This window comes from Faecalibacterium sp. I3-3-33 (assembly GCF_023347295.1).
Lineage (GTDB): Bacteria > Bacillota > Clostridia > Oscillospirales > Ruminococcaceae > Faecalibacterium.
In genome coordinates this window covers 1110737-1124396 of record NZ_CP094469.1, presented here as the reverse complement: position 1 = coordinate 1124396, position 13660 = coordinate 1110737, and the positions used below count along the sequence as shown (strand labels likewise).

10 protein-coding genes are annotated in these 13660 nt (G+C 57.2%); 4 read left to right on the top strand and 6 right to left on the bottom strand.

Annotated elements, in window-relative coordinates; translation table 11 throughout:
* Positions 1-4 precede the first annotated feature (4 nt).
* Positions 5-1030 (bottom strand): glycosyltransferase, encoded by a 1026-nt coding sequence (locus tag MTP39_RS05470; protein WP_249241748.1) that lies wholly within the window; start codon positions 1028-1030, stop codon positions 5-7.
* 8 nt (positions 1031-1038) lie between these two features.
* On the bottom strand, positions 1039-1731 hold the full coding sequence (locus MTP39_RS05465) for a metallophosphoesterase (RefSeq protein WP_249241747.1): 693 nt from the start codon (positions 1729-1731) through the stop codon (positions 1039-1041).
* Positions 1732-1911: 180 nt separating this feature from the next.
* On the opposite strand from MTP39_RS05465, the gene MTP39_RS05460 reads away from it, so the two are divergent.
* Positions 1912-3255, top strand: coding sequence for a D-alanyl-D-alanine carboxypeptidase family protein (locus tag MTP39_RS05460; RefSeq protein ID WP_249241746.1), 1344 nt, complete (start codon positions 1912-1914; stop codon positions 3253-3255).
* Positions 3256-3308: 53 nt separating this feature from the next.
* On the opposite strand, the gene MTP39_RS05455 is transcribed toward MTP39_RS05460, so the two are convergent.
* Entirely contained in the window at positions 3309-4346 is a 1038-nt protein-coding gene (locus tag MTP39_RS05455; protein WP_249241745.1) for a DmpA family aminopeptidase, read from the bottom strand.
* A gap of 112 nt (positions 4347-4458) precedes the next feature.
* A complete protein-coding gene (locus MTP39_RS05450; protein WP_249241744.1) occupies positions 4459-5802 on the bottom strand; it encodes an MATE family efflux transporter in 1344 nt (447 codons plus the stop codon).
* A gap of 241 nt (positions 5803-6043) precedes the next feature.
* Here MTP39_RS05450 and MTP39_RS05445 point away from each other — a divergent pair, with 241 nt between their 5' ends.
* The 3 genes from MTP39_RS05445 (at position 6044) to MTP39_RS05435 (ending at position 11555) form a co-directional block, all read left to right on the top strand.
* Positions 6044-7165 carry an AI-2E family transporter gene (locus MTP39_RS05445; RefSeq protein ID WP_249241743.1) on the top strand — a complete coding sequence of 374 codons (1122 nt, stop codon included), beginning with the start codon at positions 6044-6046 and terminating at the stop codon, positions 7163-7165.
* 312 nt (positions 7166-7477) lie between these two features.
* Positions 7478-9262, top strand: a complete 1785-nt coding sequence (locus MTP39_RS05440) for an extracellular solute-binding protein (protein ID WP_249241742.1) — start codon at positions 7478-7480, stop codon at positions 9260-9262.
* Between the two features lie 25 nt (positions 9263-9287).
* A complete protein-coding gene (locus MTP39_RS05435) occupies positions 9288-11555 on the top strand; it encodes a hybrid sensor histidine kinase/response regulator (protein WP_249241741.1) in 2268 nt (755 codons plus the stop codon).
* A gap of 128 nt (positions 11556-11683) precedes the next feature.
* On the opposite strand, the gene MTP39_RS05430 is transcribed toward MTP39_RS05435, so the two are convergent.
* Both MTP39_RS05430 and MTP39_RS05425 read right to left on the bottom strand, forming a co-directional pair.
* Complete coding sequence (locus MTP39_RS05430; protein ID WP_249241740.1) at positions 11684-12157, bottom strand: hypothetical protein; 474 nt, start codon at positions 12155-12157, stop codon at positions 11684-11686.
* A 180-nt stretch (positions 12158-12337) separates the two neighbouring features.
* Complete coding sequence (locus MTP39_RS05425; RefSeq protein ID WP_249241739.1) at positions 12338-13654, bottom strand: M18 family aminopeptidase; 1317 nt, start codon at positions 13652-13654, stop codon at positions 12338-12340.
* Positions 13655-13660 lie beyond the last annotated feature (6 nt).

Here is a 13660-nt window from a genome sequence, read left to right as displayed (position 1 = left end):
TCCCTTATCTCTCCAGCTGCCGCAAAGCCTGCCGCACCTGCTGCTCCGGCCGCAGCCATGCCTGATAATACGCCGCATTGTGCTGTGCCATAGCCAGTATCGCCGCCGGGTCTGCCAGCAGCTGCCGCAGCTTCTCCTCGCACTCTGCCGGGGAGGTATACGTTTTATAGTTTTTGCCTTCTTCAAAGCCGCCCGGCAGGGTATACCGCAGCGGCTCGGTAACGATGGCGCGCCCCGCTGCCACATACTCGCCCAGCTTCCAACCGGTAGAGCCGTGCAGTCCGGTAGACGCCACACAAACTTCCGTGTGCTGCATCCGGTGCAGATACGCCCGCTTTCCGGTCAGCTTGTCCGGCAAAATCAGCTCCGGGCACAGCCGCCGGGCGCAGGCGTTGTCCGACACACCGCCGGTGAACTGCTGCGGGAAGGCGCTTTGCAGCCGGTGCAGCAGCTCGATGCGGTCCGCGTTCACCTGCCGCCACTCTGCCTGCAAGGCCGGGTATTGCTGCACCGCCGGTTCCTCCGGGTCCCACAGACGGGTCAGAAAGAGGATGCGCGGCTTTTTGCGCACCCGGGTCAGCCGGGCTTCAAAGTCCTGCGGGTAGCAGCGGGTGGAAAGCGCCCACTGCTTCAGGCGACTCTTTGCGCTGTGCTCCGCATCCAGCGGCGAGCCCGGGCAGGTAACGTAGTAGTTCAGCCCCAATGGCCGCAGCTTTGCGGGGATATCGCCCGGGAACTGCCGGTTTTTCTCCGCCGAAAAAGAGCGCTTGAACACCACATCTGCCCGGTGGAACAGTGCCTGCACCGCTGCGGGGTCATTATAGAAGTAGCCATCCATCAAATCGAACACCACCGTGCGGCCGTCGATTTCCGTTTCCAGCAGCGCCTCCCGGGCAATGGGGCTGCCCTGCCGCTCGTCCTGCACCCGCAAAGTCAGTTCCCCGCGCTTTGCCAGCAGGATAAAGCCCGCCAGAATGCCGCTGATGTGCGCCGCACCTTCCCGGGTGGCAAGTTTTATTGTAACCTGCATATTCCCTCCTATCGGTGGAACAGCCCGGTGCGCCGCTCACCCATAGGGATGACATCGCAGAACACACACCGGCTCTTGGTGGAAAGCTGCACATCCTTGTGATAGCAGCCAAAAAACCATTTTTCGTAGGTCAGTTTGAGCAGTATTTCGTCCAGAAACAGGTGCAGACGGTTGCTCTCGCCAAGGGCAAGGGCGGTAAAATCCAAAAATCTGCTTGGTGCATCGTGGGTCAGCACATAATCTACCTTGTAGTCTGCTGCCTCTAAGTTGCGGCGGCAGGTGTCGTACTCCTCGTCACTGGGCATCTCCTGTTTCCACCAGTTCACACCCGGCTCCCGGTCGTCCTTATCCTGACTTTCCGCGCCGCCGAAGCAGAGATAGCTTTTGCCCTCCAGCTCCAGCACGCTGCCCCGGCACACATGGTACACATTGCCGCCAAGGCTCTGCACCCTGCCGCCGAACAGCTCCGTCTCCGGGTACTGTGCCAGCAGGTCGTAGTTTTCGTGGCTGCCGTCCAGAAACAGCACCGTGTAGGGGCGCTTGCGCAGCCAGTCCAGCCGCTTGCGCTCTGCGGCGCTGCCGTCCCACACAAAACCAAAATCCCCCAGCACCACCACGGTGTCCTTTTTGCCCAGCCAGCGCAGTTTGCCCTGCTTGAAGCGCTGGATATCGCCGTGGGTGTCCCCTGTTAGATATACCATTCCTGCCCTCCCTGCCGGAGCGAAAGAACGGTGTAAAACACCGCAAGGCTCTTGTAACACCCCGGCAAACCTGTTATTATTATAGAACACAGCACACTTGCTGCAAAATTGATCTTCCGGCGCGCCGCACTGCGCAGCCGTATCTCGTATATTTTATCGCTTTTTAAAGGAATTGTCCACATGAAACGTATTTTTGCACTGGTTCTCTCGCTTGTATTCCTGCTCAGCTGCCTTGTGCTGCCCGCCGGGGCCATGTTCGACCCCAGCCCGGTGTATCAGGTGCAGGCTGCAAGCGCCTATATCGTGAACACGGATACCAACATCATCGTCTATGATAAGGACAGCACAAAGCAGGTATCTGCCGGCGGTCTGACCAAATATATGACCCTTGCCGTGCTGCTGACCAACTACGCCGACCAGCTGGACAGCACCTTCCAGATGCCCTTTGCCATCTCGGACTATGTTTTCAAGACTGACAACGCGGATATGCGCTCCAACGAGACTTTCACCTACCGCGAGGCCATGTACGCCATGCTTACCCGCAACGCAAACGAAGCGGCCATGGGTGTGGCGTACACCCTTTCCGGCGGCGATCTGGACGGCTGGGTGGCGCAGATGAACACCCTGTCCCAGCGCATCGGCACCACCGCCAGCAGCTGGACGGACGCCTGCGGCATCGACAGCGGCAACACCACCTGCGCCGTGGATATGTACCTGATCTTGCGTTACCTGATGAGCTTTGACGCCTTTGTGGAAGTATCCGGTGCGCCCAGCTTTACCATGCCCGCCAAGGAGAAGCACCGCTCCTCCTCGGTGCTGGTCAGCCAGAACGCCGCGCTGAGCAAGGGCAGCGGCGGCGGCTATTACCGCAGCGCCATGCAGGGCGGTATGTGCAGCGTGACCGCCTTTAAAAACGATACCGGCACCCAGAGCTATGTTTCGTGGGGCAACAAGGACGGTGCCACCTATATCTTCTGCGTGATGGAAAGCCCCGACAGCTGCGATACCCTTGGCTACGCCAACCGTCGCCCTGCCCTGTTCGAGACGGTCGAGCTGATGGACTGGGTGTTCGACAGCTTTTCCATTCAGGCTGCGCTGGACACCGACCTGACCATTGCAGAGATCCCGGTAAAGTATTCCTCCGACACCGACACCTTGCAGCTGTACCCCAACGACAGCATGATGACCCTGCTGCCCTCCACCAGCGACGGCACTGTCACCCAGAAATACTTCCACCTGCCGGACTACGTCTGCGCCCCCATCCAGCAGGGCGATGTAGTGGGCACGGTGGAACTGAAGCTGGCGGGCGAGACCATCGGCGTGGTCGATCTGATCGCCGGGCAGGACGTAGCCCGCAACCCGCTGCTGTTCGGGGTGGACAAGGTGAAGGAGTTCTTCACCAGCCTGTACCTGAAGGTGGTGCTGGTGCTCAGCCTGATCGCCGCCCTGATCTACGGGCTGTGGCTGCTGTGCGCCAACTGGAACCGCCGCAAGCCCACCAAAAAGATCCACCGCCGCTATTGAGCAAAGCAAAAGCCCCGCACCGGATGCGGGGCTTTTTTCTGTATTGCAGGGTCTCAGCCTTTTTGTTTCAGGAGCTCCGTCAGGCTGCGGAAAGTACGTCCGTGGTTGCCGGTAACCGTCTCGGCGTGGAGCAGGCTGCTGAGCACGCTCTCCTCCACGCACTCTGCCACCGCCCGGAACAGGGGGTTGATGGCGTCATCGTGGAGCATGGTCATGGGCAGCAGGGCTTTTTCCGAATAATGCGGCATTCGGTTAGCGGTAGTGAAGGCGATGACGATCTCGCCGCTGCCGTTGCCGCAGTAGGACCCGGTGCGGGAAAGCCCCACCAGCGCCCGGCGGCACAGCCGCCGCAGCTGCCGCTCGCTCAGGGGGATATCCGTGGCCAGCACCGTGATGATAGACCCCTTATCCTCGTGGGGCGGGATGCTGTCGCTCAGCAGGGTATGGATAGGCGTGCCCGCCACGATGAGGTCATCGAACAGCGCGTGGTTGGAAAGCACCAGTGCACCCATGGTGTACGGCTTGCCGTCCAGCTCCACCACCCGGGAGGCAGAGCCGATGCCGCCTTTCAACCCATGGCAGCGCATTCCCCGCCCGGCACCTACGGCACCCTCGGCAAAGTCTGCCTTGCAGTCTGCCAGCGCGGCAAAGACGTGCTCTTCGGTCACATGGAGCCCCCGGATGTCGTTCAGGCCGCAGTCGTTGCACTCGCAGACCACCGGGTTCACGCTGCCGGTGGTCTCGCAGATGTCGGGGTTTTTCTCCAGCATATACTTCACCAGCGCGGTCTGTGCCGTGCCCACGCTGAGGGTGTTGGTAAACAGGATGGGCGTTTCCAGCGTGCCCAGCTCGTCGATCTGCACAAGACCGGTGGTCTTGCCAAAGCCGTTGATGACATAGCTGGCCGCCAGCACCTTTTCGTGGAAAACATCCCCTTGGTGCGGCAGCAGCGCCGTTACACCCGTCTGCACCACGCCGTCCGCCAGCGTGCAGTGCCCCACCGTCACCCCCGGCACATCGCTGATCTTATCCCGCGCACCTTTGGGCAGCGTGCCCACCTGAAAACCCCATTCGTTCCCTGCAATGCCCATTGTAGCTCCTCCTTGCCTTTTTTATGGATATCATAGCATTTCCGCTGCCAAAAGTAAACCGCTGTAACAAGCCCGGGCGGGCGTAGAAAAAAGGCTGCCGCGCTGCACAAAATCATTGAGGTGCCGCTGCATTTTCCGTCGGCCACGATCTTCTGAGCGCCGCATAGGAGACCAAAAAGTTTGCAAGCCAGCCTGCCGGGACGGCAAGCCAGACAAAGGCAATGCCATAGCGCGGTGCGCAGAGCAGGGCAACGGACAGGCGAATGGCAAGGTTTACCATATTTGCAATGAGGAACGGGCGCATGATGCCAAGCCCGCGCAGGACGCCATCAGTCGCCATCTTGATGCCCATGAAGATGAAGAAATAACCGAGCCACCGCATATAATCACCGGACACCTGATAGGCCAGCGCCGTTCCGTCCTTGCCCAAAAACAGCGAGGAGATCTGGGTGTGCAGGGTTTCAATGACCGCAAAGGCAATGACCGCAAAGCAGAGATCCAGCACCAGCGCAGCGTGGTAGCCTTTTTTGAGGCGGTCGATCTTCTTTGCGCCAAGATTCTGGGAGATATAGGGCGAGACCGCATTGCCGATGGATACAAAGATTAGCGAGAAAACATTTTCTACCCGCATCGTTGCCGCATACCCCGCAAGCGCCTGTGTGCCGAAGGGGTTTACCACCGCCTGCACGATCATCATGCCGATGGACACGGTGGACTGCTGCAAGACCGAAGGCACCGCAATGCGGAGCATGGAAACCAGCTCCTGCCGGTCAAACTTTTTAAAGGGGCTTTTATATTGCCGCATCCGGTACAGGAAGATCAAAAACGAAAAGACGGCAGAAATGCCCTGTGCGATCAACGTGGCAAGGGCTGCGCCAAATACGCCCAAGCCAAGCCCCGCCACCATCCAGAGATCCATAAAAATATTCAGGACGGAGGAAAAGATCAACAGACCCAGCGGAATTCTGGATTCCCCAATGGAGGTAAACATGGTGGAAAGAATGTTGTACATGAACAAAAACGGGAAGCCTACAAAATAAACGCGCAGATACAGCACCGCATCCTCCAGAATATCGGCAGGGGTCTGCAAGCCGCTCATCATAAAGTGGGAAGAGCAGAAGCCAAAAACGCCAAGGACAACGCTCAAAACCAGAAAGCTGATCAGAGACGTTGACACGATGGTTTTCATTTTGCCATAGTTTTTGGCACCAAAATAGCGGCTTACCAGCACACCGGCACCCACACCGGCACCCAGCGCCACACAGATAAAAACATTGGTCAGCGCAGCACAGGCACCAACAGCCGCCAGTGCCGAGGAGCCGACAAACTGGCCGACTATGATGGAGTCTGCCATATTATAGACCTGCTGAAAAAAGCTGCCAAGGATCATTGGCATTGCAAAAACCGTCAGCGCTTTCAGCGGCGCGTCTGTGATCAGGTATTCATCTTTCGACATGATCTCTTTCCTTCCGAACTGTGTTTCTCTCAATTTTTTAATTTGCTCTGCACAAGTATACCACGCTTTTCCCCTGCTGAAAAGCTTCCGCTAACATTACCGCAAACTGCTTTTATAAAGTTCCGTTTCCCTTTTCCCTCGTCTTGACAAGCCCTTTTCTTCCGATTACAATACCAAAAAGAGCCCGCAGGCGGTCTTTTTGCTGCTTGCGGGCATAACCCTCCGGGAAAGGAACTTTTTCATGGAACCAAAAACAAAACAATCTCTGCTCGTTACCGTTGTAGGGGTAACGCTTTTTGTAGCGCTGCTGCGGCTTTCTGACGTTCTGGCCTTTGCCGCAAAGCTGATAGATCTGGTTTTGCCCATTCTGGCGGGCGGCATTCTGGCGCTTTTTATCAACGTGCCCATGACCGGGCTGGAAAAGCGGCTGAACCGCCTGTTCGGCAAGGCCAAAAAGCAGCCCTCGGCGAAAGCCATCCGCCTTCTCAGCTTTTTCATCACCCTGCTGGGTGTTGTGCTGGTGCTGGTGCTGGCGCTCACCCTGCTGATCCCGGAACTGGTGCAGTCCTTCCACAGCCTGTATGTGCAGATCGAGGCCAATATCCCACGCTGGACCGCCTATCTCAGCGCACAGAACACCGATATGAGCTGGCTGATGAACTGGCTGGAGGGCATCAACTGGGAGCAGCTGCTGCACAAGGTCACCGCAAGCATCGACACGGTGCTGGTCAATGCGGTAGGGGCTGTCTCTGCCACGGTGAATATCGTAGTCACCGCCTCGTTTGCGCTGATCATCTCCGTCTATATGTCCCTTGGGACGGAGAGCCTTGGCCACCAAGCCCGCACACTGGTGTGCGCCTACCTGAAGCCCAGCCACGCCGCCGGGGTGCTGAAATTCTGCCGGCTGTTCCGGCAGTCCTTCGCAAACTTTTTAACGGGACAATGCAGCGAGGCGGTGATCCTTGGCGTTCTCATGGCTCTTGCATTTTCTGTTTTCAAGATCCCCTACGGCAGTCTGGTCGGCGTACTTACCGCCATCTGCGCCATCATCCCCTATGTGGGTGCGCTGATCTCCTGCGTGGTCAGCGTGTTCCTTGTGCTGTTGGTAGACCCTGTGCTGGCGGTGCGCTGCCTGATCGTCTACCTTGCCGTGCAGTTTATTGAAAATCAGTTCATTTACCCCCGGGTGGTGGGCAAGTCCGTGGGGCTTTCGCCGCTGTACACCCTTGTTGCTGCCATGATCGGCGGAGAGCTTTTCGGCATCATCGGCATCATCTTCTTTATCCCCCTGACGGCGGTGGTCATCGAGCTTGTAAAAGAGGATGCCTGTCGGCGTCTGCGCGCAAAAGAGCCGTTGCAATAAAGCAGCGTGCCAGAATACTATCTCCCCTGATCCCGGGCTCTCCGGCATCAGGGGTATTTTTATGCCGCATGCCTGCAAAGCACGCGGTTTTTCGCCCTTTTCCATACAAAATCCTTCAAAAAACAACTTGAAACACTTTTGTTACAATGATACAATAAGAATGTCATTTTATGGGAAAATCGGCGTATGCCCAGTGCGGACAGGCCGCGAGCGTAGGGGTTCCTGTGGGGTGTGTAAAATAGCTATGGCAGCACTGCACCCCATTGGTTCTGTGCAGCACTGCCCTCCGAAATGTGAGGAAGGTATATTTATATGATGAAAAAAATCTCCCGCCGCTCGTTTTTGCAGGTTTGCGGCATTACTGCGGCAACGGCAGCGCTGACCGCCTGCGGCGGCGGTAAGGCTGAAAGCAAAACAGCAGATGCGCACGAAGCCGTCACCTTTATGGCACCTTATAAGGAGATAGAAGCCTTTATTGAGCAGGTACACAGCGTTTACCCGGAAGTGAACATCGAGGTCGTGCCATACAGCGGCGATAACACCACCACCTGTTTGCAGAATATGTTTGCGGCGGGCGACCTGCCGGACGTCTGCACCTTGACCTACTACGATCCCCAGATTGATCTGGTCTCCGACAAACTGCTGGACCTTTCCGGCTACGATTTTACGGATAACTATGTGGAGTCCCGTCTGCAGGACGTGTTCGACAACGGTGCCATCTATCTGCTGCCCTCGGTTTACAACTGCTACGGCATCACCTACAACAAGACCCTGCTGCGGGAACACGGCTGGGAACTGCCCAATTCTTTTGCTGAGCTGGAAGAACTGGCTGCAAAGGCCAAGGAAGCCGGGGTCGATCTCTGCCTGCCGCAGATCCAGTATCCGGGCTACGGTTTCCAGTATCTGTTCAACATTGCAGATGCCGATTTCCTTGGCACACTGGACGGCAAACTGTGGCAGAAGGATTATCTTTCCGGCAAGGCGAACGTCAGCAACACCCCCGGCATGATGCAGGCAATGGCGTATGTCAAAAAGTGGAAGGACATCGGGATGCTGAACGGCTCCGGTGATGCTCTTGACGACAACGTGACCCGGCAGAGGATGGCTGAGGGCAACACCCTGTTTTTGATTGGAAACACCAACGGCATTGTGGAGGCAGACGGCAACGCCGATAAATTCGGGCTGATGCCGTTTCTTTCCGAGGACGGCACCCAGAACGTTTTTGTGCTGAATGTGAACCGCTTCTACGGTCTGAATAAAAAGCTGAAACAGAACCCCCAGAAGTTGGAAGATGCGCTCAAGGTGATGCGCGTCCTTTCCACCGTTGCAGGCACCAGTGCCCTGCAGCCCGCAACGGCGCTGAAAAGCAGCCTGTTGCCCTTCAAGGGTGCAAAGGCAGACGGCACCTACTACGCCGATGTTGCCGATGCCCTGAATGCAGGCAATACCGCGCCTTTTATCTACTCCGGCTGGGAAAACACCATCGTGACCACCGGCCTTAAAATGCTGGACTTCATGGAGGGCAACGCCACCATGGAGGATGTGATCCGTCAGCTGGACGAGGATCAGGACAGTGTGGTGAACAACACCCCGGACGTCATCACTACCGTTACGGAGGAGCTTTCGCAGCAGGACTGCGCCATGCTGGTAGGCCGCTGCTTTGCACAGGCTACCGGCAGCGACCTTGCGCTGGTCTCGCTGAGCACATGGATCCCCGGCAACCCCACCAATCAGAACCACCACGGCGTAGCCGCCAAGCTGTACGCCAAGGGCATTACGGATTACGACCTTTCGGTCATCCTGCCCACCGGCTGGAACCGCACCATCCAGACCGTTGCCCTGACCGGGCAGCAGATCAACGACCTGCTTGCTTCTGGCTACGATGCCTACGGCAACGGCAAGGGCTACCCCTATGTGCTGGTAAGCCCGATGCAGCCGGAAGCGGGCAAGACCTATCAGGTTGCCATCTGCGGTGTGAGCGACAAGTTGGCGGCCGAAGCAACGGTGGCAGACAGCGGTGTGGTGGGCATGGACGCCGCAAAGGCTTTCTTTGGCGCATACACCACCATCAGCCGGGCAGACACCGCATGGAGTTGAATAAAACGGACAGGAGATACTGGATGTGAACAACAAAATCTATAAAAAGCTGTTTGTAGGCTTCGGCTTTGTCATCATCGTGTTGATCCTGACCCTTTTTGTCATGAGCCAGACCTACATCCAGAACCTTGTCTACCACGAGCGGCTGAGCCAGATGGAAGAGGTCACCCACCAGATGTTCCACAGTCTGGAGGATGTCATCGACACCCATTGGAGCGAGGTGAATGTACAATGCAATTATTTGTACTACACTCCGTTAAAGACTGATACTGAATTCTACCGCTATCTGAAAAAGCTGTCGGAGCTTTCCAATTATCAGGAAAGCCAGATCGAGCTGGTTGCCGTAGATTCCAGCGGGCGTTATTATACCGAGTACGGCAGCATGGGTCTGCTGCGGGAGATGACCTATCTGGAAAGTGCACCGGAGCGGGTCAGCTATGTTTCCAACGCGCTGACCGCGGACGACTCCCGGATGGTGTTTCTGGAACAGCTCTCCACCCCTATCACCCTGCAAAGCGAGACCGGCGAGATCACTCTGCGCTACTTTGGTATTTCGCAGAGCATGACCCAGCTGAACGATTATTTCCGCTGTGACGCCTACGAAAACAACAACAGCGTCTATGTGCTGGACAACAACGGCTTCAAGCTGTTCAACGCCAATGACACCGAGCTGCTGAAGGGGCATAACGTATACACCGTGCTCTCCCAGATGTCCTATCTGCACGGTTCTTCCTTTGCAGCAGCAAAGGAGCGGCTTGCCCGCACAGGCTCCTGTTATTCCAACGCCGTGCTGGACGGGACCGAGTATTACTACGCCCTGAAGCAGATGGAAAGCGCCCAGTGGACGCTGGCGTTCCTTGTTCCGGCAGAATATGTGGCCGTGAATACGCAGAAGTTGGTCAATATCGTCATGGTCGTTATTGTAGGCTTTGCAACGGTGTTTTCGATCATGACAGTCATTGCTGGCTGGTTCCTTTTGCGGGAAAAGCAGCAGCGGGAGCTGCAGGCTGAAAAAAAGACGAACCTCCGTCTGGAGCAGTATAACATCCAGCTGACACAGGCCAACGACGAGATGCGGCGGGCGCAGGATGCTGCCGCCGAGGCGCTGCAATCCGCCGAGCGTGCCAGCAAAGCCAAGACGGACTTCCTTTCCAACATGAGCCACGATATCCGCACCCCCATGAACGCCATCATCGGCATTACCACCCTGATGAAAAACGAACTGCACGAGCCGGAAAAGCTTGCCGAGCATCTGGGCAAGTTGGAAGCCTCCGGTCAGCTGCTGCTGGGCATCATCAACAATATTCTGGATATGAGCCGCATCGAGAGCGGCAAGACCACCCTGAATGTGGAAAAGATGAACCTGCCCCAGCAGATCAGCCAGCTGGACAGCATCATCCGGCAGCAGGCAGGTCAGCGCAGTCAGACCTTTACGGTAAGCACCAATCTGCAGCACGAAAACGTGCTGGCCGACCCCAACCGTTTGAATCAGGTGCTGATGAACATCCTCTCCAACGCGGTCAAGTATACGCCCACCGGCGGGCACATCCGGTTCGAGGTGGAAGAGCTGCCCCGGAACGAGCACTACGCCCGGTACCGCTTTGTGGTGCAGGATGACGGCATCGGCATGAGCGCAGACTACCAAAAGACCCTTTTCGACCCCTTTACCCGTGAGGAGCGCTCCGGCACCAACAAGGTGCAGGGCACGGGTCTGGGTATGGCGATTACCAAAAGCGTCATAGACCTGATGGGCGGCTCCATCAGCGTGGAGAGCGCCACTGGCAAGGGCACCCGCTTTGAGGTGGTGCTGGAATTTCCCATTGACACCGAAGCGGACACGGTGCAAAAGGCGCAGGCGCTCCCGGAGGAAGAAGAGACCACTTCTCCCCTGTCCGGCATGAAGTTCCTCTGCGCCGAGGATAATGCCATCAACGCCGAAATTTTGCAGATGCTGCTGGAAGCAAAGGGTGCAAGCTGCACCATCTGCCCCAACGGTCAGGAGATCGTGGATGCCTTTGCCGGCGTAAAGCCCGGCGATTATGACATGATCCTGATGGATATCCAGATGCCGGTGATGGACGGCTTGGAAGCCACCCGCCGCATCCGCAGCGGCGAAAACCCGCTGGGCAGAACGATTCCCATCCTTGCCATGACTGCCAATGCCTTCCTTGAGGATATGCAAAAGAGCAAGGAAGCCGGCATGGACGAACATCTGTCCAAGCCTGTGGACATCAGCGCACTGGAGCAGACAGTGAAGCGCTTCCGTGTTACCCCCCCCCCCGAAAATAAATAGCGGTATACAGCGCTTTTGCCGCAAAACACCGCATAACCTTGCATAAAAAATCTGCTGCCCCTTTGCCCGGACGCTTTGGCATCCGGTACGGGGCAGCAGTTTTTTGCGTTATAGAAGGAGTTTTACCCTCAGATGGGCATGGTCTGGTAGAACCAATCCGAAATGGCTTTGCGGGTGTCGGCAAAGAACTTCTTCACCGGGCAGGCGGCATCCCGGGCTTCCTGTTCCAGATCCGTGCCTGCGGGGAAGTTGCGGATGACGGTGTACGCCACCGACTGCGGCGGCAGCGACATCATCACAGCCGGGTCATGCACCACGCAGATCTGCTCGCCTACCGCAAGGGTGGCGGGGTCGGAGGTAGTTTTTTCGTCATGGTCCTGCCAGACGGTGCTGTCGGTGACGATCATCTGGTAGGTCTCCTGCTCTTCCGCAGTCACCAGAATGGACTCCACCTTGCCCTCCACGGTGCGGCTGACGCCTTCTACTACACCATAATAATAATAGAGCTTCTTGGAAAACAGCGCCGAAGCAGAGGGCAGTGCGCTGACGCTGAGCAGCAGCACCGCAAGCAGGCAAAAGAGCGAGCGATAGGTCTTTTTCATAGAAAACCTCCATTTTTGATGTTGCAGCGGAGCGCCCGGCGCTCCCGGATGCCTTATTTTACCACAACTACTGTCGGATTTCTATATCCGGGCTTAACCGGCCACGGAAAATCAGCTTTTATGCAAAAAGGACTGCCGTGCATAGCAGCGCACAGCAGTCCTTTTTATGCTTTTATCCGTTTACTTGCCGATGGAAAGGGTGCCGAATGCAGTCTCTTCAAAGTGGCTGCTGTACAGCTCCTGCATCAGTTTGATGAGCGAGAGGGTATCCTCTGCGCCGGCGGTCTCGTAGCAGGAGTGCATCGCCAGCTGCGGCAGGCCGATGTCCACACAGTTCATGGACACCTGTGCCATGGCCAGGTTGCCCAGCGTGCTGCCGCCTACCTTATCGGAACGGTTTGCAAAGTATTGCAGCGGCACTCCGGCGCGGGCAGCCAGCTCCCGGGCGGCGGCAACGCTCATGCCGTCGCTGGTGTACTTCTGGCCTGCGTGGGTCTTGATGACCACACCCTTGTTCATGTAGGTGCAGTTATTCACATCGGTGTGCTCCGGGTGGTTGGGATGCACAGCGTGGGCGTTGTCGGCACTGACCATAAAGCTGGAAGCCACCGCACGGTGGAAGTCCTCGTCGTTGCCGCCAAGGCTCTGGGCAATGCGGTGCAGCACATCGTACAGGAAGGTGGAAGCTGCGCCCTGCTTGGTGCCGGAGCCCACCTCCTCGTTATCAAAGAAGGCTGCCACACCGATGGAGCGGGCGTTCTTGGCAGTCAGCAGACCCTTCAGGATGCCGTAGACGCACTGCTGGTCGTCCAGACGGCCGCAGGAGATGAACTCCTCGTTGCAGCCCCAGACGGTGGCCTTTTCCCGCACATAGAGGAATAAATCGCTGCCAAGGATCTGCTCCTCAGACACTTTCAGCTCCTCTGCGATCAGCTTTTTCAGCGCGCCCTCCTCGCAGGCACCGCCCAGCACGGGCAGCATATCCACCTGCTTGTTGAAGGAAGCCTTATCGTTGACCTCGCGGTTCATGTGGATGGCTACGCTGGGGATCATCAACAGGTCGCGGTCTAGTGCCACCAGACGGGAAACGATGGTGCCGTTCTCCTGCACCAGCACACGGCCCGCCACAGACAGCGGACGGTCCATCCATGTGGCGCAGATCATGCCGCCGTAGCCCTCGGTGTTCAGCTTGGTGTAGTTCTGCCCCATGTGGATCTCGGCGTTCTCCTTGATGCGGAAGCAGGGAGAATCCGTATGGGCGGCGGCAACGTTGAAGCTGTAATTTTCCAGCTGGTCGCCCATGCGGAAGGCGATGATGCTGGATCCGTTGCGGCAGACAAAGTAGTCCTTGCCGGGTTCCAGCGCCCACTTGCGGCTTTCCAGCAGCTCGGCAAAGCCTGCCTTCAGCAGGATATCCCGCACAGCGGCGGTGGTGTGGTATGCGGTGGGGTTGCCGTCGATGAAGGACAGCATTTCACGGACTTCGGATGCGATCATAGAAAT